Genomic DNA, 20,161 nt, shown 5'->3' on the forward strand with positions numbered 1-20,161 from the left:
CGAACCTGAAAGGCGCACTTTAGGGGCACCCCGTATGGGCCACTTTAGGGCTTAACCGTGCGGATATTGCTGATTCTTACCCCTAGTATTGAGCTTGCGGGAAACTGTGTACTTTTGATCCTGCCGGCGGAGGCTGAATCCGGCGTACCTGCAGGCGGCAGCCTGCACCTTTGAAGGGAACACCTATGGCTCGGAGCCCCGAAGAATCGCTCAAGGCGACTCTGGGAAGAGTGGCTCCAGGCACTCCGTTACGGGATGGACTGGAACGCATCCTCCGGGGGCGTACCGGTGCACTGATAGTGCTGGGCATCGACCGGACCATCGAATCCATCTGTTCGGGCGGGTTCGATATCGGCATCGACTTCTCGCCCACACGCCTTCGCGAGCTGGCCAAAATGGACGGTGCGATCATCTGCGACAAGGACGCCGGCAACATCCTCCGCGCCGCTGTCCAGCTGGTCCCCGACTCCAGCATCGAAACCCAGGAATCCGGCACCCGGCACCGCACCGCCGAGCGGGTGGCCATCCAGACCGGCGTGCCCGTGATCTCCGTAAGCCAGTCCATGCAGATCATCGCGCTGTACGTGAATGGCCTCCGGCACGTCCTGGAGGGTTCGGAAAAGGTCCTGGCCCGGGCAAACCAGGCCCTTGCCACCCTCGAACGGTACCGTTCGCGGCTGGACCAGGTGACCAGCTCGCTGTCCGCCCTGGAGATCGAGGCCATGGTGACCGTCCGGGACGTGGCCGTCACCCTGCAACGCCAGGAGATGGTCCGCCGCATCTCCGAGGAAATTTCGCAGTATGTGCTCGAACTTGGCGAGGACGGCCGGCTGCTGTCCCTCCAGCTGGACGAGCTCACGGTGGGCCGCGGCCCCGGCAGCGATGTCATTATCCGCGACTACGCGGGACCGGACGCCTCCGCAGAGGACATCGAAAAAGCGGTCAGCGCCCTGGTAAACCTCGGCCCCACCGAGCTGATCGATCTGGGCAAGATCTCCGGCATCGTCGGTTTTGCCGGCGGTGAGGCTAACCTCGACGCCGTGGTGCAGCCCCGCGGTTACCGGCTGCTCTCCGGCCTCAAGGCAGTCCCCAAGGCTGTGGCCGACCGCCTGGTGGACCACTTCGGCGGGCTGCAGTTCCTGATGGCCGCCACCATTGACGATCTGATGACCGTTGACGGGATCGGTGACCAGCGTGCCCGCACCGTCCGGGAGGGCCTGAGCCGGATGGCCGAGGCGAGCCTGCTGGACCGGTTCCTCTAGGATCCGGGGCTTCTCCTAGCGCATGCCTTCGCGGCGGATGGCGGTGGCGATTGCCGCTGATCGGGTTTCCACCCCGAGCTTGGCGTAGATGTGCGCCAGGTGCGTCTTCACGGTTGCCTCGGAGATGAACAGCCGCTGACCCAGTTCGCGGTTGCTCAGTCCTTCAGTCAGCAGGCTCAGCAATTCGGCTTCGCGCGGGGTAAGGACTGCGTCCGGATCCCGCAGCTGTTGGAAGAGCCGGGAAGCCACTGGTGCGCTCATCACGCTCTTGCCCTGGACTGCGCCGCGGACAGCTGCGAAGATCTCCTCGGGTGAGGCGTCCTTGAGCAGGTAACCCATCGCCCCTGCGTCCACGGCGCGGACGATGTCGGCATCTGAATCGTAGGTTGTGAAGACGATGATCGCCTGCTGGGCGTTCCGCCGGCGCAACTGCCTGATCGCTTCAATACCGTCGATACCGGCCCCCATGGCAAGGTCCATCATCACCACGGCGGGGCTGTGCTGTTCCACCAGGACCAGCGCCTCCTCGCCCGAGGCTGCCTCGGCGACCACCTCGATGTCCGGCTTCGTTGCCAACAGCGCCTTCAGGCCGCTTCGGACCACGAAATGGTCATCCACGAGCAGCACTGTTATGACGTTCACGGTTTCTCCCCGGTAGGCAGTTCCGCAGCGACAACGGTCCCTTCGCCGGGGCTGCTCTCAACTGAGAACTTGCCGCCGAGTTGCTCAACGCGCTGCCGCATGGCCCGCAATCCATAGCCCCCTGCGTCCGACGGCGGTCCAAGTGCCGACGGAACGAAGCCCGCGCCGTCGTCGTACACGTCAAGCGTGACAGCGCCCGGCAGGAAACCCAGCGTTACGGTGGAGTTGGCCGCGGACGCATGCAGTGCCACGTTGGCGGCCGCGCTCTGAACCACCCGCAGCAGGGCGTGCCGGGCAGGAGCAGGGACGGGACGGGGCTCACCGGTGACAAGCAGGCGGACACCGGGCAGGTACTGCGACGCCGCTTTGAGGAGGGCATCCGGGAGGGGCGCCGTTTCCAGCCCGGGGGAAGCCAGTTCGTGGACCAGGCTGCGGGTGTCCGCAAGGTTCTGGCGCAACATGGCGGTGGCAGACCGGACATCCTCACGCGCGGCGGGACCGGGCCAGGAACGGTTGGCGGCCTCGAGGAGAAGAATGCTGCTGGCCAGGCCCTGCGTCACGGTGTCGTGGATTTCCCGGGAAACCCTCTCCCGCTCCTGAATGCTGCCCGCCTTGCGCTCGGTGGCCGCCAGATGTTCCTGGGCCAGGGAAACCGCGGCATGCAGGCGGCGTTGTTCGGCAGCGTCATCTTCAATGCGGTCGTAGATCAGCGTCAGGATGACGCCCACGGCCAGGGGACCCAGGAGCATCGCCACATCGCTGCCGCCGCTGAGCCGGAACAGTCCAACGGCGGTAGCTGCCGCCGTCGCACCGCCGGCGAGGTAGGCAACCCGGCCGGTGAAGGCCGTGCGGCATAGAAAAAACAGGGCGAAGGAACACCAGGCAAAGCTCGGGGCCACGATCACCAGCGCAGCCCAGAGCGCCACCAGGACAAACATCCACAGGGGTTGCGGACGCCGTCGCTGCGATAAGGCTGCGATCACGGCGTATAACGAACACACAGCCGCGGCCAGGGCAAGCACCCCCACGTTGTCCGCCGGGCTGTGCCGCATCACGTAGCGGACCCCTGACGCCACCAACAGGACGGCGAAACCACCATGGACCACCACGTCAATCCGGACCGGCGCCCCGCGCTGGGCGCCGGCCTGGCTCCGCGCGGGGCCAAGTGGGGCGGCTGTTAAGGAAGGCATGGTGATTCCGGTTCCGGTGGGTGGAGTGCTACCCACCATGCTAGAGCCCGCACCGTGGCGCCTCTCTCATCCTTTTGGCTGATAGTGCCGGCCCTATGGGCGAGGAAGGGGCAGACGAATGCCGGACGCCGTCCGGGCCGGGAGCGGAAAAGATGGACTCAGCGCCCGGGCCACCAGCCCGGAGCAGGCCCAAAAAACACTACATTTTCCGAGGAGAACCCGTGAAGAAGTCACGCAAGATCACCGCCATGGCAGCTGCCGGAGCATTGCTCCTGACCGGAGGGATGACCGCGGCCGCGAACGCCGGGCCAGCCCCGGTCCTGTCCCCCACCGCCGTGCCCGCCGCGGACATCCAGCCCGTCCCGGAAAATGTCGTGGCTCAGAACCGCATCAGTGTGGGAGCATCCGCTGCAGCGGTGCAGGCGGCGTTGGCCACATGCCAGGCTGAGAAGCTGCCCTTCGTGACGGTGGCGCTGGTGGACCGTTTCGGTACTGTCCAGGCCCTGCTCCGGGGTGACAACGCCGCAGAGCACACGATCGAAGCGGCAAAGCAGAAGGCGTACACCGCAGCCGCCTTCGGAACACCCACCAGCGAGCTGGCAAAACGGATTAACGGGAACGGCCCCAGCATCGCAGACCTCCCGGGCACCCTCTTCCTTGCCGGTGGCATCCCGCTCAAGGTCGATGGGGTCTCCGTGGCAGGCATCGGCGTCGGAGGAGCGCCGGACGGCACGCTCGACGAAACCTGCGCCGCAGCCGGGGCGGAAGCCATCGCCGCGGCGGCAGCGGGCACTGCGAAGTAGGCTGTCACCATGGCTGGGCGCCGGAACTTTCTCTTGATCTGCGCAGCGCTGCTGGGACTGGCGGCCTGCAGCCCGGGAGCCGGTAAGCCTCCCGGTCCGGGCTCGCCGACGGCCGCGGAGACCCCCGGGAAAACAGCCCCTGCACCCGTTCCGTCGGTTACAGCACCGCCTGGTCCACCGGCCCTGGCCCCGGAAGCGCAGGCCGCCTTGGACCGGCGGCTTATCCAGGCAGCCAAAGCCAACGACGTCGGCCAGGTATCGGAACTGATCCGGGCCGGCGGCAACGTGAACGCCAAGGACGACATTGCGGATTCAGCGTTTTTGTATGCCGGTGCAGAAGAATTCAATGACGTCCTGCTGCTGACGCTCGCCAACGGCGCGGACGTGGCCAGCACCAACCGGTACGGCGGGACCGCACTGATTCCCGCCAGCGAACACGGCCACGCCGAGACGGTGCGGATCCTCATTGCAGCCGGGGTGCCGGTAAACCACGTCAACAACCTCGGCTGGACCGCCATGCAGGAAGCCATCCTCCTCAACAACGGCGGACCGCGACAGCAGGATGTGGTCCGGCAGCTCCTGGCGGCGGGCGCAGACCCCAATATCCGGGACCCGCAGGGACGTACGGCCCTGGAGAACGCCCAACGGCTCGGATTCGCGGAGATCGTTAACATCATCGAGGCGGCGTCCGCGGTTCGCTGAGCTGCACGACGAGGCGGCTGAACTCCGCACTCTCCCGGCGCGTGGGTCTTCCGCATCGATGACGTCGAACTGCAGGGCCCATATGATCTCCGTCGCCGGGGTGCACGTCAGCTCAGGTCAGTTGAGCTGAAAGACCGCCCTGGGGCTGGCTTTGGAGCCAAGTTTCGCCGTGAAGATGTAGTACGCGCCGCCGGCGCCGGGCTTGGCCCCGATGGGGCTGCAGCCTTCCAGGGTCCGGTTGCGGGGCCAGGGCAGGTTCGCCGTCTCGCTGGCGCCCGGGGCGATGGTCTTCACCAGGTCTTCGCTCTTGGCCTGGCAGTCGCGGGAGGAAAAGATCCTGTCCGCCCCGCTGGTGATCAAGTACTCCATCTGCGACGTGCCGATGTTCACTTCGCAGGGCATGGTGCCGCCGTTGGTCACCTTCAGGCTGAGCAGCGGGTTCTCGTCAGGGCCGTAGGCGGCCTTGTCTGTGGAGGCGGAGACTGTCACGAGGTTCTGGTTGCAGGTGGGCGTGGGGGTGGGCGTCGGGGCGGCCGCCGGAGTTGCCGACGCCGACGCGCCGGGATCGGGCGCCTGCCCGGCGGCGCTGCCGGTGGCGCCGTCAGTGGAGGAGGCCTGCTCGCTGCTGCCGCTGAACGCGCCCGCAAGCGCGAAGCCGCCGAAACCCAGGGCCACGGCAACCAGGAGGGCTACGCCGACAAACAGCCTACGGCGGCGGTAGACGGCGGCGCTGGTCTTGCCGCTGCCACCGGAACCGGTCCGGGACCCGGATGCTGTCTTGCGTGGTGATGAATTGCCTTGCCTGCCCATTCTTCTAGGCTAGAGAACCGGCCGGATTCTGCCGTCCCACCACGCCGCGCGCCCAGCCATCGCTAAGGTCACAGTTTGCCGCATCCATTACAGTGTTGGAATCGACGCTTCAACCCTCACCCCAGCCGCGCCCGCGGACAGCCGCGCCCACCTCACTTCCCTGCACGGCAGCATCACCGGCTGGTTTGCCGGGACCGCGCGCGACCTTCCCTGGCGGGAACCGCAGTGCTCACCGTGGGGCGTCCTGGTCAGCGAGATCATGCTGCAGCAGACCCCGGTGGTTCGGGTCCTGCCGGTCTGGCGGGAGTGGCTGGAGCGCTGGCCCACCCCGGCCGGCCTCGCGGGTGAGCCGGCCGGTGAAGCCGTGCGTTCCTGGGGCCGGCTCGGCTACCCCCGCCGGGCACTGCGGCTCCATGCGGCCGCCGCTGCCATCGTCAGCGACCACGGCGGCAAGGTACCCGGCAACTACACCGAACTGCTGGCCCTGCCAGGGGTGGGCAGCTACACCGCCGCAGCCGTCGCGGCCTTCGCTTTCGGGCGCCGGGAAACCGTCGTGGACACGAACATCCGGCGCGTGCACGCCCGCCTGGTCTCCGGCGTCGCGCTCCCCTCCCCCTCCCTGACCGCCGCAGAAATGAGGCTCGCGGCGGAACTGCTCCCGGACGACGTCGGCACCTCCGTCCGCTGGAACGCTGCGGTCATGGAACTGGGGGCGCTCGTCTGCACGGCGAGGGCGCCGAAGTGCGCCGACTGCCCGGTGCGGGACTCCTGCGCGTGGCTTGCTGCAGGTGAGCCGCCGCCGTCGTACATCCCCAAGGGGCAGGCCTGGCACGGCACCGACCGCCAGGTCCGCGGTGCCGTGCTGGCCGTGCTCCGGCTCGCCGAAACGCCCGTGCCTGCGGAGATGTTCCAGCAGGAACCCGCTGACCTCGGGTTCGCCCCGGAGGGCATCGGGGTGCCGCTGGCGGCACTCCACCGGCTCAATACCGCGCCGGAGCAGCTCGAACGCGCACTGGGCGGCCTGCTCAACGACGGCCTGGCCCAGCTGCACGAGGGTGGATACCGGCTGCCCGCCTGACGCTTTCTCCGGATGCCTCGTTACGGACTGGCGTACTCCGGGTGGCATACTTTCTGGTGACTCGATCTGGGGGACGTTAATGAGAATCGTGCTGTACATCATCTGGGCGCTGTTTGTGGCCACCGCCACTTACCTGCTCGTCAAGCACCTGCGGCAGACGAAGAAGCATGAACAGCAGATCGCCGGCTGGCCGAAAGTGCAGGCCACCGTGACAGGCAACGTAGGGGGCTGGACAAACGGCGGCGGCAACGGCACCCGAAGCCGGGTTTATTACCCCACCTACCAGTTCGCTCACCCGAACGGGGCCCTGTATGCCGGTGAATCCGAGGTTTCCTACCGCAACCAGCAGGCACCCGGATCGCTCCTGAATGTGGCCTACAACCCGGTAAATCCGAACCAGTCGTTCGAGGTATCGTCCGAATCCAAGGCATTGATCGGCTGCGCGATTCCGGCGTTCGGATTTTTCGCCCTGCTGCTGTTCTGGGCCGCCGGCGCTTTTCCGCTGGGCTGAGCCATGGACTCCATAAAGCTGATCTTTATCGTCCTGCCCGGCCTTTTCCTTGCCCTTGGCCTGATCCTGGTGGGGATGTCGCTGGCACCGTCCTTGCGGCGCCGTGCCCAGACGCGCGGGTGGGCGGAAGCCTCGGCCACCGTCACCGGAAACCTGCATGGCAGGGACGGCCACGGCAGCAACGGGCGCAACCGCTTCGCACCGTCCTTCGAATTCCACGACGCCGCCGGAAAGCGGTGGCTGGGCCAGTCCGATATCTACGGCCCGGACCAGGAGATCATCGGCAACGCCATTCCGGTGCGCTACAACCCGGCCAACCCCGCCGAATCCACCCGTCCGGGATTTTTGGTCGCCAAGGGCCGCCTGTCCACAGGTCTCATGATGGTCCTCTTCGGCGCCCTGGGCATAACAATGTTTGCGTCACTTCTCTGGTAGCAGTTCAGTGCTGAGTCCGCCGGATCTACGCTGAAGTATGCGCAAGTCTGCAGTGCTTCTGGCATTGATGACGACGACGGTACTCACCGGCTGTTACCACTACCCCGTCCCTGCGCCATGCCCCGCGATCGCGCAGGCCACGGCCGTTTCCGTGACGGTGGCGCGGGAGTACGCGGCCCAGGTGGAAACACTGAACCTGAAGGCGTGCCAGGGCGGAGTCTGCAAGGAGTCAGCCCTCGAGCTGTTTCCCGGCAGCGATTCGATAGACCAGGGCTGCACACCGGAGGGCGTCTGTTCAGCCACGGCATCGCCGAACGGGACCAGGATCGGTCACCTGATGCTCGACACCCTCACCGAGGAACCGATGTCACTGACGGCTACCGGGACTGCCCCGGACGGATTGGCCCTCCCGGTACGCACCCTCGAGTTCCGGCCCCGCGGCGCCTACCCGTTCGGGGAGCATTGCGGGCGGTTCATCACTGCTTCGGTGACTCTGGACGCCGTCGGCCTCCGGCAAAGCGACGCGGGATAGGGTTCGCACCCAAGACCATCACCCAGCTTCAGGCCCGCCACGCTCTGGCTGCGCCCCCGGGCCAACCCCCTGACCGGCCTCCCTATCCTGCTTCCCGGGGTGCGAACATAATGACGGCGACCCCCACCAGACAGACGATCGAGCCAATGACATCCCACCGGTCCGGCCGGAATCCGTCAAAAACCATCCCCCAAGCCAGCGACCCCGCCACGAAGACGCCACCGTAGGCCGCAAGGATCCTGCCGAAGTGCGCATCAGGCTGAAGGGTAGCGACAAAGCCGTAGACGCCCAGGGCGATGATCCCGGCACCTGCCCACCACCACGATTTCCCTTCCCGAACGGCCTGCCAAACCAGCCACGCACCGCCAATTTCGGCCGCAGCAGCAAGAATAAAGAGCAGGACAGATTTGGCGATGGTCATGGTTCCATCATCTCCCGGCCGCCCCCTCGACCGGTCCGGCACCTCCGGAATCACTCCCCTTGACTTCCCTCACGGACGCTGTACGTTCAGTATTACTAACACTGCAAATGTTGGATTTAGAACAACAATGCACGCCGGGAAGGGGTAACGGTGCCACTTTCAGATCGGGAGCGGAAACAGCTCGAGGAGCTGGAATCTGGCCTGGCAGCCGAGGATCCGCGGCTCGCCCAGGAACTCTCATCGGGCTCCGTGGGAGTGCGGTTCAAGCGGAGCACCTACGTGGGTGCCGTCGCGGGAATGTTCGGCATCGTCCTGCTCATCGCGGGCGTGAGCACCCAGCTCATCGTCGTAGGCGTCGCCGGCTTCCTGCTTATGGGAATCGGTACGTACCTGCTGTTCGAGGGTCACAAAGTGGACTTTCGCCGCCGGCCGGCGAAGTAAAGGACTACGGCTCCCCGAAGCCGGCCTGCACCAGGCCGCCGACGTAGTTGATGGCGCGCTCAGCATCAGGCCCCCAGGCCTCGACGTGAAGCACTGAGCCTTGGCCCGCCGCCAGCGTCATCAAGGACGTCATTGCCGTACCGTCCACACCGTTGACAGTGACTTCGGCGTTGAGCGCTGCAAGCCCGCCGGCAATTTTGGCGGCCGGCCGGGCATGCATGCCGGCCTGGTTAACCAGTTCAAAGTCACCGGTGAAATCCGGCCCCTTTCCGGTGACGGAGCCTTCGGTGACCGTGCCGGCAATAAACGCCGTTGATGCCTCGGCACCCCCGGGCCCGTGGGCGTACACCGACTCAGCGGCCAGTTTGACCGCTTCAACGCCGGCGCCGCTTTGAGCAGCCACCGCGGCGGCAACGAGACCTTCCACCAGGGGCGCGTCCGCCAGGAGCACATCGGCGGGATCCCCGGCGAACTCAAGTGCCGACTCAGCGGTCATCACAGCCGACCCAAGATCCGTCACCACCACCACGCCGTCGCCCCCTGCCGCCTGGTCCAAAGCGGACATCACTTTCTCGAGGCTGGTTCCGATCCTGCCGTCCGCGGTGCCCCCGGCGGTGAGGATCACGACGTCGGGCGCCATCTGGGCTGCGAGCTCCGCCGCGCCGTCGGCAATTTTTTCGCTGTGGGACACCACTACCAGCCGCACAGTCACGCTGCGGCCTCGACGGCGGCGCGGAGGATCAGTGCGCTGGACGCGGCCCCCGGATCGCGGTGGCCTGCGCTCCGCTCCCCCAGGTAGCTGGCACGGCCCTTGCGTGCCACCAGCGGGTCGGTGGCAATGGCGCCGGCTTCTGCGGCCTCGGCCGCGGCGACCAGGACTTCAAGCACATTGCCTGCACCGTGCGCGGCGGCGGCCTGTCCTGCCTCGGCAGCGGGGGTCCAGGCATCCACCATGGTCTTGTCGCCGAACTCGGCCTTGCCCCGTGCCACGATCCCGTCGCGTGCCGCCACGAGCGCCTCTGCCCAGGCCGCCGGATCCACCTCGGCCGCATCCCCCACAGCAGTGGAGGCCCGCAGGAACGCCGTACCGTACAGGGGGCCGGCGGCGCCGCCCACCTTGGACATCAGGGTCATGGCGGTCAGCTTCAGGGCCGCGCCCGGCGTCTCCGGCCGGACTTCGGCCAGCTTTTCCAGTACTGCCTGAAAGCCCCGGTCCATATTTTCCCCATGGTCTGAATCCCCGATGGCACGGTCCAGTTCGATCAGATAGAGCCGGTTTTCCGCCATTGCCTGCGCGCAGAGCGTCAGCCACTTAATGGTCCAGTTCACATCCAGCATTACTCACACCCCCCAACGCAGAGCGGCAGTGTTCACAGGGGCATCCCACAACCGGGTCAGTTCGTCATCAAGGCGGAGGACAGAGATCGAGCAGCCCTGCATGTCCAGGGCGGTGACGTAGTTCCCCACCAGTGAGCGCTCCACGGCGGCTCCCCGCCCGGCAAGCACCTGGGCGGCATGGCGGTACACGATGTACAGCTCACTCAGCGGGGTGCCACCCATGCCGTTGACGAACAGCAGCACCTTATCGCCCGCAGCGATCCCCAGATCGCCCAGCACCGCGTCCAGCAGGCGGTCGGTGATGCCGTCCGCGTCCTCCATTGCCATGCGGTGCCGGCCGGGCTCGCCGTGGACGCCGACGCCGAATTCAATCTCGTTCTCTGCAAGGTCGAAGCTGGGTGTCCCCGCATGCGGGACCGTGCACGCAGCCAGCGCCACACCCATGGTCCGGACGTTGCTGTTGACGCGGTTTCCCATCGCAGCCACAGCATCCAGACCGTCCCCTCGTTCCGCGGCTGCGCCGGCGATCTTCTCCACCAGCACGGCACCGGCAACACCGCGGCGTCCGGCTGTGTACGGCGAGTCCTCGACGGCGACGTCGTCATTGACGATTACCGTTCGGACATCGACGCCTTCGGCCTCAGCCAGTTCCGCAGCGGTCTCAAAGTTCAGGACATCCCCGGTGTAGTTCTTCACGATAAGGACGACGCCGGCACCGGAGTTTGCGGCCACCGCCGCCGGAAGGATCTGGTCCGGCGTGGGTGAGGTGAACACCGCCCCTGGCACGGCGGCGTCGAGCATTCCAAGACCGACAAAACCGGCATGGAGCGGTTCGTGGCCGCTGCCTCCGCCCGACACAAGCCCCACCTTTCCCGCCGTCGGCACGTTGTTCCGCGTGATGAACAGGGGGTCCGTACTGACGGTCACCAGTGCCGCGTGCGCGAGTCCGAAGCCCTCGACGGACTCGGCGACCACTGCACGGGGGTCATTGATGAGCTTTTTCATGGCCGAACTCCTGGGGAGGGGACTTCCGGAGGATGCTCTTTGACCCTACTATCGCTGCATTCAGTCCGGTAGCCCGCCCCGACTGGTGGACACTTGTTCCACCCGGGCAATGGGTGTCCGGACACCGACATTCCGGGTTCAGGCCATTGGGAGCAGGGGCTCGCGGCATAGGAAAGGGACAGCCCCCAATGACTGTCCCTTACCTGCCGGCCGAACCGCAGCCCGGCTAGTTTATCCAACAAATAGATTTAAGCCAACAGCCTCATGCCGTGCTGCTCCGCCCCTGCCAGGGGGAGGACGGTGTGGTGCAGGTTTTTGGTGTTACAGGACCTTGATCATCCGGGTGTTTCCCAGCGTGTTCGGCTTCACCCGGGCCAGGTCCAGGAACTCCGCCACGCCTTCGTCATGGGAGCGCAGCAGTTCCGAGTAGACCGTTGGGTCAACCGCAGTCTGGTCCGCCATCACCTCGAAGCCGTGGCGCTTGAAAAAGTCCACCTCGAACGTGAGGCAAAAGACCCGGGCCACCCCGAGTTCACGCGCCTCCTCCAACAGGCTTTCGACCAGGACATGACCCACGCCCCTGCCCCGCCAGGCGTCGGACGCCGCCAGGGTGCGGACTTCAGCCAGGTCCTCCCACATCACGTGCAGGGCCCCGCAGCCGATGACTTCGCCGTCGCCGGATTCCGCGATCCGGAACTCCTGGAGGCTCTCGTAGTATGCCACCGTCTCCTTGGCCATCAGGATCCGCTGCTCGGCCAACGGCGCCACCAGGCTTTTGATGGCGGCGACATCACTGGTGCGGGCAGGGCGGATATGGAAGGCGTCAGTCACAGGATCCATCCTACGGTGGCCGCACGAGTGGCCGGGGTGCTCTGGTACCGGCGCCATTTGCCGCTTGCTGCTCCTTCGTCGCTCTGACGCAAGCTACACAAATGCCACCGGCACCCTCGCTTCGCTCCACCTCCACCACGCACGAAAGCCCCGTCCGCTCCTTTGTGGAGTGGACAGGGCTTTCAGCTTGTCTGGTGGTCTAGACGCTCGGGGCGATCTCCGGGATGCGCGGCTTGGTATTGCCGGCGAACGTGAACTTGGCGGAGTCTCCTTCGCCATCCACATCCACTACGACGATATCGCCGGCGTGGAGTTCGCCGAACAGGATCTTCTCGGAGAGCTGGTCCTCGATCTCGCGCTGGATGGTGCGGCGCAGCGGCCGGGCACCCATGGCGGGATCGTAGCCGCGGGTTGCCAGGAGCACCTTGGCCGCTGGGGTGAGCTCGATGCCCATGTCCTTGTCCTTGAGGCGCTTCTCGAGGCGGCCCACAAACATGTCCACGATCTCGATGATCTCGTCCTGGGTGAGCTGCGGGAACACGACAACGTCATCCACACGGTTCAGGAACTCCGGGCGGAAGTGCTGCTTGAGCTCCTCCGTGACGCGGGCGCGCATCCGATTGTAGCCGGTCTGCGTGTCCGTGCCGGACTGGAAGCCGGTGGCAACGCTCTTGGAGATGTCCCGGGTACCGAGGTTGGTGGTCATGATGATCACGGTGTTCTTGAAGTCCACCACACGGCCCTGGGAGTCGGTCAGGCGGCCGTCTTCCAGGATCTGCAGGAGGGAATTGAAGAGGTCCGCGTGGGCCTTTTCCACTTCGTCGAACAGGACCACGGAGAACGGACGGCGGCGGACCTTCTCGGTCAGCTGCCCGCCCTCTTCGTAGCCCACGTAGCCCGGAGGGGCACCGAAGAGCCGCGAAACCGTGTGCTTCTCGGAGTACTCGGACATGTCCAGGGTGATGAGAGCATCCTCTTCACCGAACAGGAACTCCGCCAGGGCCTTTGCGAGCTCGGTCTTGCCGACGCCGGTGGGGCCGGCGAAGATGAACGAGCCGCCGGGACGCTTGGGGTCCTTCAGGCCTGCACGGGTGCGGCGGATCGCCTGGGACAGGGCCTTGATGGCCTCGTCCTGGCCTACGACACGCTTGTGCAGCTCATCTTCCATCTTGAGCAGCCGCGAGGATTCTTCCTCGGTCAGCTTGAAGACGGGGATGCCCGTGGAGTTGGCCAGCACCTCGGCGATGAGATCCTCATCCACCTCGGAGATGTCATCCATGCCGCCGGACTTCCAGTGGCGTTCCTTCTCGGCGCGCTCGGTGATGAGCTTCTGCTCCTTGTCGCGGAGCGAAGCAGCACCCTCGAAGTCCTGGGCGTCGATGGCGGATTCCTTCTCCATCTTCAGCTTGGCGATGCGCTCGTCCATGGCCTTGAGCTCCGGCGGGGCGGTCATCCGGCGGATGCGCAGCCGTGCACCGGCTTCGTCGATGAGGTCGATCGCCTTGTCCGGCAGGAAACGGTCCGATATGTAGCGCTCGGCGAGGCTGGCAGCAGAGGCGAGGGCGCCGTCGGTGATGGTCACCCGGTGGTGCGCCTCGTAACGGTCACGCAGGCCCTTGAGGATCTCGATCGCATGCGCGACGGAAGGCTCCTTGACCTGGATGGGCTGGAAGCGGCGCTCGAGTGCGGCGTCCTTCTCGATGTGCTTGCGGTACTCGTCCAAGGTGGTGGCACCGATGGTCTGCAGTTCACCGCGGGCCAGCATGGGCTTCAGGATGGACGCGGCATCGATGGCACCTTCGGCGGCACCGGCACCCACAAGGGTGTGGATCTCGTCGATAAACAGGATGATGTCGCCACGGGTGCGGATTTCCTTGAGGACCTTCTTCAGGCGCTCTTCGAAGTCACCGCGGTAGCGGGATCCTGCCACCAGTGAACCGAGGTCCAGGGTGTACAGCTGCTTGTCCTTGATGGTTTCCGGGACGTCACCGCGGACAATTGCCTGGGCAAGGCCCTCGACGACGGCCGTTTTGCCGACGCCCGGCTCACCGATCAGGACCGGGTTGTTCTTGGTCCGGCGGGAAAGGACCTGCATAACGCGTTCCATTTCCTGCTCACGCCCGATCACGGGGTCCAGTTTGTTCTCGCGCGCAGCCTGGGTCAGGTTGCGGCCGAACTGGTCCAGGACCACCGAACCGGCGGGAGTGCCTTCCGGCTGGCCCGCGCCAACGCCTGCGCCGCCGGTGCTTTCCTTGCCCTGGTAGCCGGAGAGCAGCTGGATGACCTGCTGGCGGACCCGGTTCAGGTCTGCACCAAGCTTCACCAGCACCTGGGCGGCAACACCCTCGCCCTCACGGATGAGGCCGAGCAGGATGTGCTCGGTGCCGATGTAGTTATGGCCCAGCTGCAGGGCTTCGCGCAGCGAGAGCTCCAGCACCTTCTTGGCGCGCGGCGTGAAGGGGATGTGGCCGGACGGAGCCTGCTGGCCCTGGCCGATAATCTCCTGCACCTGCTCGCGAACGCCGTCGAGCGAAATGCTCAAGGACTCCAGAGCCTTGGCGGCAACGCCTTCACCTTCATGGATCAGACCCAAGAGGATGTGTTCGGTACCAATGTAATTGTGGTTCAGCATGCGTGCCTCTTCTTGGGCAAGCACAACTACTCGACGGGCACGGTCCGTAAATCGCTCAAACATTTCGCCACACTCCTAGCTACGACGTACTTTGATGCTACGTGGCAGACCCTGACTTGTGGAGCGTGTTCGCCACAGGGGAAACCATGCGTGTCCGTGTGACGGGATGAAGCGGCTAGCGCGCGGCCTCCACGGTTGAAGCTTCGTCCGGAATCGTGTTTTCCCGAAGTATGAAGCGCGTGGACCTGCGGGGCTTTTCGTAATAGCGCCTGATCCGCATCGGAAGCCCCTGGGCTGTCCACGGGTCAAGCCTGTCCATCGCCTGCATGTGCACGTGTGGCTGCGTGGAATTGCCGGAGTTGCCGCAGTTGGCGATGGACTCTCCCTCCGTAACCTCCTGGCCCACGGATACCCGGATGGAGCCGGCCTGGAGATGCATCACCGCAACAAAGGCGCCGCTTCCGCGCGGAGCAATGATCACACAGTTGCCGGTGATGTTGCCGAGCCCCTGACGGAGCCGTGAAGCCTGTCCCAGCGCGTAAGGCAGGAGCGAAACCGGGGAGCGGCGGGCCCCGTGGTCCTGCTCGCCCTGATGCACGGCTGCTACCCGGCCGGTCACCGGGGCCAGGATTTCGCGGCCGAAGGCGAAGAACTGCTCCGGCGGCTCCGTGCCGAGGGCGGTCCGCCAGCTCACGCCCGGGGCAGTCCTGCCGTTCTCGTCCACACCGACGAAGTCGATGGCGTAGGCGGTGCCCAGCATACTGGTGCCATGGCTGGGGACCCGGCGCTTCGGGCTGTTCTCCACTTTCCACCGTCCGGCGAACGGGAGCGAAACGTCCACATACCGGAGCGCCGGGTTTACCTCAAATGTCATGGCTTCCCTCGAGCCCGTCCCGTGCGTCCCGAAGGGCACCCGCTTGCCGCCGGCCGTCTATTCGTCGGCCAACGGGCTGGACAGTGCATGGCCTGTCGGCAACGCGTGGGCGTTGTAAAAGGCAACCCATGTCATCGTCTTCGTGGTCAACATACTCCTAAACAACCAGTTCGCGCAGGGTAAGGGGTCCGGACAGGCATCGGCCAGGAAGGCCTTCGAACAAAAGTGGACGCGCTGGAATCTCACCGCACCTGGTTGTCGCCGGCTTCTTTACTGGCGCTTAGTGCCGGCTGGGCATTCCTTAGGGCATTCCGTCTGACCGCAACCCCGCACAAGAGCCTCCAGAAGCCGGCTTCAGCACCTCGGGAGGCAATAAACCGCTGCGATCCCCTAATTACCCACATTAGGGTCTCCCGCCGAAGCATGGATTCGGCGGGCAAATTCAAGGCATGTCCCTGGCCTTGTCCGCCTGACGGCACAAAATGTTCCTTCGCGCAATTCAAGACACCAAAAAACCCTGCCGACGCCGGGGGCGAAGACAGGGTTCCTGGTAAGGCTGGCGGCCGACTCCTAAGAATTGGCCTTTTGGTAGGCCTCTTGGATTTCCGCTTGAATTCGGCCACGGCTGTTAACCGTGTAGCCGTTTTCGCGGGCCCATTGACGGATTTGCGCGGAATCATTGCCGCGCCCGGTCACTGCCGGTTTGGTGCGGGCAGTCCGCCCGGCAGATGTCTTGCGCGCCGCGGCTACAAACCGCTCCAACGACGTCCGGAGTTCGGCCGCGTTGGCCGAAGACAGATCAATTTCGTAGCTGACCCCATCGAGGCCAAAGCGGACATTCTCATCCGCGGATCCCCCATCCAGATCATCTACGAGGACGATGTTTACTTTCTGTGCCATTAATAGTCTTCCTCTGGGAAAGGGTTCGGATTTTCAGAAAAGCAGGATGTTCCTCTAAAAAGTATGACCCTCATTATGGCAACGCGTCAAAGCATCTATTGGTTCCTGTGGATATCCACACAAAGTCCCGGGACTATATCAGGATTCCGCATCCGGACGGTCCAGAGGGGGCGAAGACTGATTCTTGGCTTTTGCATCAGGCTCCGTATTTGCTGCACCCCGGGCTTCGGCCTGGGCACGGGCTTCCGCCTGCCGCTCGGCCTTATCGGCATTGAAGATCGATTTCATCGCAAACCAGAAAATCAGGCCCACCACTACCGAGGGCAGGAGAACTGCTACATATTCCACAGTCAGTGCCCTTCCGGCTTCAGGAGCGGGAAGAGAATGGTTTCGCGGATGCCGGCACCGGTGAACAGCATGACCAGACGGTCGATCCCCAGGCCGATGCCACCCATCGGCGGCGCACCGTATTCGAGGGCGCGCAGGAAGTCCTCATCCAGCTGCATGGCTTCGTCGTCACCGGCGGCAGCATGCCGGGACTGTTCGGTGAGCCGTTCGCGCTGGATGACGGGGTCGATCAGCTCGGAGAAGGCCGTGCCGCGTTCCATGCCGCCGATGATGAGGTCCCAGGCCTCGATCAGGCGGCCGTCCTCGCGGTGCGGGCGGGCAAGCGGCTGCGCGGAAGGCGGGTAGTCATAGACAAAGGTGGGGTTCAGCAGCGTGGGCTCGACGATTTCGCCAAACAGCTCCACGGCCAGCTTCTCGGCATCCCATTTCGGGTCTGCCTTCACCTCGTGCTTTGCGGCGATGTCCCGCAGCACCTCCACTGACGTGTCGGGAGTGACTTCCTGGCCAACGGCCTCGGACAAGCCGGGGTAAACGGACAGCCAGGCCCAGTCGCCGTCGAGGTTGATTTCCCCGGCGTCCGTCTGGAGGGTCCGGCCGGCACCCACAGCGTCAGCGGCGTCGAGGATGATCTCCTTGATGCGGTTGGCCATGACGAACTGGTCCGCCCAGGCCTCGTAGCATTCAAGCGTGGTGAATTCCGGGCTGTGGGTGGAGTCCACGCCCTCGTTGCGGAAGACCCGGCCCATGTCGTAGACGCGGTCGATTCCGCCCACCACGGCGCGCTTGAGGTAAAGCTCGGTGGCGATGCGCAAGGTCATCTTCTGATCGAACGCGTTCATATGCGTTTCGAACGGACGGGCCAGGGCGCCGCCGTGGACCAGCTGCAAAATGGGGGTTTCCACCTCCACGTAGCTGTGCCGGTGGAGGCTCTCGCGGATGGACCGGGTGATCGCGGCGCGAGTATAGACCATTTCCCGGGCTTCATCGCGCACCATCAGGTCCACGTAACGCTGCCGGACACGGGTTTCCTCGTTCAGCTCCGCGTGCAGGACGGGCAACGGGCGCAGGGCCTTGGAGGCCATGGACCAGGACTCGGCCATGACGGACAGCTCGCCTCGGCGGGAGGAAATTACTTCACCCTTGATGAAGACGTGGTCGCCGAGGTCAACCAGCGCCTTCCAGTCCGCGAGCGCTTCTTCGCCCACGTTGGCCAGGCTCAGCATGGCCTGGAGCCGGGTGCCCTTGCCGTCAACGCCGCCTTCCTGGAGCGTGGCGAAGCACAGCTTGCCGGTGTTCCGCACAAAAACCACACGGCCGGTGACGCCCACGACGTCGCCGGTGGTGTCATCAGCCTCGAGGTGTGCGTATTTTTCGCGGATCTCGGTGAGGGAGTGCGTGCGCTCAACACCCACCGGATATGCCTCGGTGCCGCGCTCGATCAGCTTGGTGCGCTTTTCCATGCGGATGCGCATCTGTTCGCTGGCGTCGACCGGCTCTGGGGCATTTTTGGGGGCGGGGGTGTTTTGGGAAGTCACAATCCCCAAGTTTACCGGGCGATCGTGCAGCCGGCTTCCGGGGCCGGCCCCGGGCATAGACTCGGGCTGTGGAGAAATGGACGGTGGAGACGGAGGATGGCGGGCACCTCGAAGGTCATTCCTTCCTCACCAAGGCGGAACTGGACCCGACGACGGCGGGGCCTCCCGGCGTCGTACTTATCCACGGCACTCTGGTCACCGATGCCCTCTACCGGCCTTTCGCCCGGAAGCTGAGTGTCCTGCTCGGCCGCCCTGTGCACTGCTACAACCGCCGGGGGCGGGCGGGGTCATCGCGCCAGCCCGATGATTACTCGGTGAAGACCGAGGTCAGCGACCTCGGCACGGTGATGCGCGAGACGGGGTCCACTGACGTGGTGGCGCACAGCTACGGCGGGTTCGTGGCGTTGCAGGCAGCGCGGACCCTGCCGATCCACAGGCTGGTGACCTACGACGCCGCGGTTTCTCTCTCCGGAAACCTGAGCCACCGCTGGCGGCCCGAGCTCGAGGATGCGGTGACCGCCGGACAGCTCAACCATGCATGGGCGCACCTGGTCCAGGGCCTGGCGACTGCTGGCCCCCTGTCCTACCTGCCCCTCGGCGCCCTGCGGATGCTGAGCATCCTTTCCGCCCGGACCAACCTCGGGTCCGAGATGCGCCAGCTGCTGCCCACCGCCGTCAAGGAAATGCGCGCCGTGCTCGACGCCGACGCCGAACTGGACGATTTCACGTCCCTCACCACCCCCATCCTGATGCTGAGCGGCGGCTGGAGCCCCGCGTACTTCGCCGAGACCGGCCGCCAGCTGGCAGCCGCCGTCCCCGCCATCACGTTCCAGGTGGTGCCGGGCCAGCTGCACGAGGGCCCGATCCGTCCCGGCAAGGGCCTTGCCGTAAGGATTGCCCGGTTCATCAACGGCAGCGCCGGCCAGCTCCGGGCGCTGGGGAGGCGCCGGTAGTCCTGGAGCCAGCGGCCAGGCCCCACACTTAGGATGGGGAGCGTGAAAGAACAGGAAGTCCCCACGCACGACGGCGGCAGGCTGGCGTTGTACAGCTACGGCACCGACGATGCGCCGGGCGAGCGCCGCGTAGTGGTCATTGGCGGCGCGTTCCTCACCGCCCTGATCTACCGTCCGTTCTCGGTGGCGCTGGCCAAAGGGCTGGGCGAGGGCTGGGCCGTGGATGTCTACGACCGGCGCGGACGGGGCAACTCCACCGAACAGCCCTCCGATTACTCCATGGCCACTGAAATCGCGGATGTCCGCACGGTTATGGACGCCACCGGCGCCCGTAACCTCCTGGGCCACAGCCTGGGCGGGTCGGTGGCCCTGAATGCGGTGCAGGAGTTCGCCGGCACTTCCCACGAGCCGGACAAGCTGGCGGTCTATGACGCCGCGGTCAACATCGACGGCAGCATGGACACCTCTTGGCTGGACGATTTTGAGGCGGCGGTCAACGCCGGCAACGTAGGCCATGCCCTGGCCCGGCTGAAGAAGGGCATGCAGCCTGCCACCACGCTCTCCAAAATTCCCGAGCCCGTCCTCGCAGGCCTCATGGCCCTGGTCTCCCGCACCAAGGTCAACAGGATGTTCCGCGAACTGATGCCTACCGGCGTCGGCGAACTGCGGGCTGCCTACGACGAAGCCGACCACGTCCGGGACTTCGGCGTCCTGCCCGCCAATACGCACTTCATGGTGGGCGGCAAGAGCCCGGGCTATTACAAGGTCACCGCCCAGCGCCTGCACGCCTCGGTACCAGGCAGCACCTACGAACTCTCGCCCAAAGGCTTCCACGGCTCCATCCCGGCAGCGGTGAATGAGCTGGTCACGGACATCGCGGAGTACTTCAAGGGCTGAGCCTGCTGTCAGCACTCAGGT

At 65.4% G+C, this 20,161-nt stretch carries 23 protein-coding genes; 10 read left to right on the plus strand and 13 right to left on the minus strand.

Going from position 1 to position 20,161, the window contains the following annotated elements:
• Positions 1 to 185: 185 nt before the first annotated feature.
• On the plus strand, positions 186 to 1,262 hold the full coding sequence (gene disA / locus AC1MCA_RS08625) for a DNA integrity scanning diadenylate cyclase DisA (protein ID WP_479802702.1): 1,077 nt from the start codon (positions 186 to 188) through the stop codon (positions 1,260 to 1,262).
• Positions 1,263 to 1,277: 15 nt separating this feature from the next.
• Here the strand turns inward: disA and AC1MCA_RS08630 are convergent, their stop codons facing one another.
• Positions 1,278 to 1,904 carry a response regulator gene (locus AC1MCA_RS08630; RefSeq protein WP_479802703.1) on the minus strand — a complete coding sequence of 209 codons (627 nt, stop codon included), beginning with the start codon at positions 1,902 to 1,904 and terminating at the stop codon, positions 1,278 to 1,280.
• A complete protein-coding gene (locus AC1MCA_RS08635) occupies positions 1,901 to 3,094 on the minus strand; it encodes a sensor histidine kinase (RefSeq protein ID WP_479802705.1) in 1,194 nt (397 codons plus the stop codon). The genes AC1MCA_RS08630 and AC1MCA_RS08635 overlap by 4 nt, the downstream gene beginning before the upstream one ends.
• 221 nt (positions 3,095 to 3,315) lie before the next feature.
• Here AC1MCA_RS08635 and AC1MCA_RS08640 point away from each other — a divergent pair, with 221 nt between their 5' ends.
• Together AC1MCA_RS08640 and AC1MCA_RS08645 are read left to right on the plus strand one after the other, a co-directional pair.
• Positions 3,316 to 3,897: a GlcG/HbpS family heme-binding protein gene (locus tag AC1MCA_RS08640; RefSeq protein WP_479802707.1), complete on the plus strand. Its 582-nt coding sequence runs from the start codon at positions 3,316 to 3,318 to the stop codon at positions 3,895 to 3,897.
• Between the two features lie 9 nt (positions 3,898 to 3,906).
• Positions 3,907 to 4,599 carry an ankyrin repeat domain-containing protein gene (locus AC1MCA_RS08645; RefSeq protein WP_479802708.1) on the plus strand — a complete coding sequence of 231 codons (693 nt, stop codon included), beginning with the start codon at positions 3,907 to 3,909 and terminating at the stop codon, positions 4,597 to 4,599.
• A gap of 117 nt (positions 4,600 to 4,716) precedes the next feature.
• Here the strand turns inward: AC1MCA_RS08645 and AC1MCA_RS08650 are convergent, their stop codons facing one another.
• Positions 4,717 to 5,409, minus strand: coding sequence for a hypothetical protein (locus AC1MCA_RS08650; RefSeq protein ID WP_479802710.1), 693 nt, complete (start codon positions 5,407 to 5,409; stop codon positions 4,717 to 4,719).
• A 259-nt stretch (positions 5,410 to 5,668) separates the two neighbouring features.
• On the opposite strand from AC1MCA_RS08650, the gene AC1MCA_RS08655 reads away from it, so the two are divergent.
• The 4 genes from AC1MCA_RS08655 (at position 5,669) to AC1MCA_RS08670 (ending at position 7,965) form a co-directional block, all read left to right on the plus strand.
• On the plus strand, positions 5,669 to 6,487 hold the full coding sequence (locus AC1MCA_RS08655; RefSeq protein WP_479802712.1) for an A/G-specific adenine glycosylase: 819 nt from the start codon (positions 5,669 to 5,671) through the stop codon (positions 6,485 to 6,487).
• A gap of 79 nt (positions 6,488 to 6,566) precedes the next feature.
• Positions 6,567 to 6,998, plus strand: coding sequence for a DUF3592 domain-containing protein (locus AC1MCA_RS08660; protein WP_108597301.1), 432 nt, complete (start codon positions 6,567 to 6,569; stop codon positions 6,996 to 6,998).
• 3 nt (positions 6,999 to 7,001) lie between these two features.
• Positions 7,002 to 7,433 (plus strand): DUF3592 domain-containing protein, encoded by a 432-nt coding sequence (locus AC1MCA_RS08665; RefSeq protein ID WP_479802714.1) that lies wholly within the window; start codon positions 7,002 to 7,004, stop codon positions 7,431 to 7,433.
• Positions 7,434 to 7,470: 37 nt separating this feature from the next.
• Positions 7,471 to 7,965: a hypothetical protein gene (locus AC1MCA_RS08670; protein WP_479802716.1), complete on the plus strand. Its 495-nt coding sequence runs from the start codon at positions 7,471 to 7,473 to the stop codon at positions 7,963 to 7,965.
• 82 nt (positions 7,966 to 8,047) lie between these two features.
• Here the strand turns inward: AC1MCA_RS08670 and AC1MCA_RS08675 are convergent, their stop codons facing one another.
• Positions 8,048 to 8,386 (minus strand): YnfA family protein, encoded by a 339-nt coding sequence (locus AC1MCA_RS08675; RefSeq protein ID WP_479802718.1) that lies wholly within the window; start codon positions 8,384 to 8,386, stop codon positions 8,048 to 8,050.
• 150 nt (positions 8,387 to 8,536) lie between these two features.
• Here AC1MCA_RS08675 and AC1MCA_RS08680 point away from each other — a divergent pair, with 150 nt between their 5' ends.
• On the plus strand, positions 8,537 to 8,827 hold the full coding sequence (locus AC1MCA_RS08680) for a DUF3040 domain-containing protein (RefSeq protein ID WP_479802720.1): 291 nt from the start codon (positions 8,537 to 8,539) through the stop codon (positions 8,825 to 8,827).
• A 4-nt stretch (positions 8,828 to 8,831) separates the two neighbouring features.
• Here the strand turns inward: AC1MCA_RS08680 and dhaM are convergent, their stop codons facing one another.
• The 9 genes from dhaM to lysS form a co-directional block, all read right to left on the minus strand.
• Positions 8,832 to 9,539 carry a dihydroxyacetone kinase phosphoryl donor subunit DhaM gene (dhaM, locus tag AC1MCA_RS08685; protein ID WP_479802722.1) on the minus strand — a complete coding sequence of 236 codons (708 nt, stop codon included), beginning with the start codon at positions 9,537 to 9,539 and terminating at the stop codon, positions 8,832 to 8,834.
• Positions 9,536 to 10,165 (minus strand): dihydroxyacetone kinase subunit DhaL, encoded by a 630-nt coding sequence (dhaL, locus tag AC1MCA_RS08690; protein ID WP_479802724.1) that lies wholly within the window; start codon positions 10,163 to 10,165, stop codon positions 9,536 to 9,538. The genes dhaM and dhaL overlap by 4 nt, the downstream gene beginning before the upstream one ends.
• A 3-nt stretch (positions 10,166 to 10,168) precedes the next feature.
• The gene (dhaK, locus tag AC1MCA_RS08695; protein ID WP_479802725.1) at positions 10,169 to 11,170 is read right to left on the minus strand and encodes a dihydroxyacetone kinase subunit DhaK; all 1,002 of its coding nucleotides are present in this window, start codon (positions 11,168 to 11,170) and stop codon (positions 10,169 to 10,171) included.
• Between the two features lie 321 nt (positions 11,171 to 11,491).
• Complete coding sequence (locus AC1MCA_RS08700; RefSeq protein ID WP_479802727.1) at positions 11,492 to 12,001, minus strand: amino-acid N-acetyltransferase; 510 nt, start codon at positions 11,999 to 12,001, stop codon at positions 11,492 to 11,494.
• A gap of 199 nt (positions 12,002 to 12,200) precedes the next feature.
• Positions 12,201 to 14,696, minus strand: a complete 2,496-nt coding sequence (locus AC1MCA_RS08705) for an ATP-dependent Clp protease ATP-binding subunit (protein WP_479802729.1) — start codon at positions 14,694 to 14,696, stop codon at positions 12,201 to 12,203.
• Between the two features lie 112 nt (positions 14,697 to 14,808).
• Entirely contained in the window at positions 14,809 to 15,507 is a 699-nt protein-coding gene (locus AC1MCA_RS08710; RefSeq protein ID WP_479802731.1) for a M23 family metallopeptidase, read from the minus strand.
• A 570-nt stretch (positions 15,508 to 16,077) separates the two neighbouring features.
• Positions 16,078 to 16,407 (minus strand): histone-like nucleoid-structuring protein Lsr2, encoded by a 330-nt coding sequence (locus AC1MCA_RS08715; protein WP_479802733.1) that lies wholly within the window; start codon positions 16,405 to 16,407, stop codon positions 16,078 to 16,080.
• A gap of 138 nt (positions 16,408 to 16,545) precedes the next feature.
• Positions 16,546 to 16,755, minus strand: a complete 210-nt coding sequence (locus AC1MCA_RS08720) for a hypothetical protein (protein ID WP_479802735.1) — start codon at positions 16,753 to 16,755, stop codon at positions 16,546 to 16,548.
• A 2-nt stretch (positions 16,756 to 16,757) separates the two neighbouring features.
• Positions 16,758 to 18,290, minus strand: coding sequence for a lysine--tRNA ligase (lysS, locus tag AC1MCA_RS08725; protein WP_479802736.1), 1,533 nt, complete (start codon positions 18,288 to 18,290; stop codon positions 16,758 to 16,760).
• Positions 18,291 to 18,358: 68 nt separating this feature from the next.
• On the opposite strand from lysS, the gene AC1MCA_RS08730 reads away from it, so the two are divergent.
• Complete coding sequence (locus AC1MCA_RS08730) at positions 18,359 to 19,243, plus strand: alpha/beta fold hydrolase (protein WP_479802738.1); 885 nt, start codon at positions 18,359 to 18,361, stop codon at positions 19,241 to 19,243.
• 33 nt (positions 19,244 to 19,276) lie between these two features.
• Complete coding sequence (locus AC1MCA_RS08735; RefSeq protein ID WP_479802740.1) at positions 19,277 to 20,140, plus strand: alpha/beta fold hydrolase; 864 nt, start codon at positions 19,277 to 19,279, stop codon at positions 20,138 to 20,140.
• Positions 20,141 to 20,161 lie beyond the last annotated feature (21 nt).

It is taken from the genome of Arthrobacter sp. BK1 (assembly GCF_056680055.1).

Excerpts from the sequence above, each read along its gene's own strand:
- AC1MCA_RS08660 (WP_108597301.1), top strand. The coding sequence starts at position 6,567 with ATGAGAATCGTGCTGTACATCATCTGGGCGCTGTTTGTGGCCACCGCC.
- dhaK (WP_479802725.1), bottom strand. The coding sequence starts at position 11,170 with ATGAAAAAGCTCATCAATGACCCCCGTGCAGTGGTCGCCGAGTCCGTC.
- AC1MCA_RS08650 (WP_479802710.1), bottom strand. The coding sequence starts at position 5,409 with ATGGGCAGGCAAGGCAATTCATCACCACGCAAGACAGCATCCGGGTCC.
- AC1MCA_RS08645 (WP_479802708.1), top strand. The coding sequence starts at position 3,907 with ATGGCTGGGCGCCGGAACTTTCTCTTGATCTGCGCAGCGCTGCTGGGA.
- AC1MCA_RS08710 (WP_479802731.1), bottom strand. The coding sequence starts at position 15,507 with ATGACATTTGAGGTAAACCCGGCGCTCCGGTATGTGGACGTTTCGCTC.
- AC1MCA_RS08670 (WP_479802716.1), top strand. The coding sequence starts at position 7,471 with ATGCGCAAGTCTGCAGTGCTTCTGGCATTGATGACGACGACGGTACTC.
- disA (WP_479802702.1), top strand. The coding sequence starts at position 186 with ATGGCTCGGAGCCCCGAAGAATCGCTCAAGGCGACTCTGGGAAGAGTG.
- dhaL (WP_479802724.1), bottom strand. The coding sequence starts at position 10,165 with ATGCTGGATGTGAACTGGACCATTAAGTGGCTGACGCTCTGCGCGCAG.
- AC1MCA_RS08635 (WP_479802705.1), bottom strand. The coding sequence starts at position 3,094 with ATGCCTTCCTTAACAGCCGCCCCACTTGGCCCCGCGCGGAGCCAGGCC.
- AC1MCA_RS08715 (WP_479802733.1), bottom strand. The coding sequence starts at position 16,407 with ATGGCACAGAAAGTAAACATCGTCCTCGTAGATGATCTGGATGGGGGA.
- AC1MCA_RS08735 (WP_479802740.1), top strand. The coding sequence starts at position 19,277 with ATGGGGAGCGTGAAAGAACAGGAAGTCCCCACGCACGACGGCGGCAGG.
- AC1MCA_RS08655 (WP_479802712.1), top strand. The coding sequence starts at position 5,669 with ATGCTGCAGCAGACCCCGGTGGTTCGGGTCCTGCCGGTCTGGCGGGAG.
- AC1MCA_RS08705 (WP_479802729.1), bottom strand. The coding sequence starts at position 14,696 with ATGTTTGAGCGATTTACGGACCGTGCCCGTCGAGTAGTTGTGCTTGCC.
- AC1MCA_RS08665 (WP_479802714.1), top strand. The coding sequence starts at position 7,002 with ATGGACTCCATAAAGCTGATCTTTATCGTCCTGCCCGGCCTTTTCCTT.
- AC1MCA_RS08675 (WP_479802718.1), bottom strand. The coding sequence starts at position 8,386 with ATGACCATCGCCAAATCTGTCCTGCTCTTTATTCTTGCTGCTGCGGCC.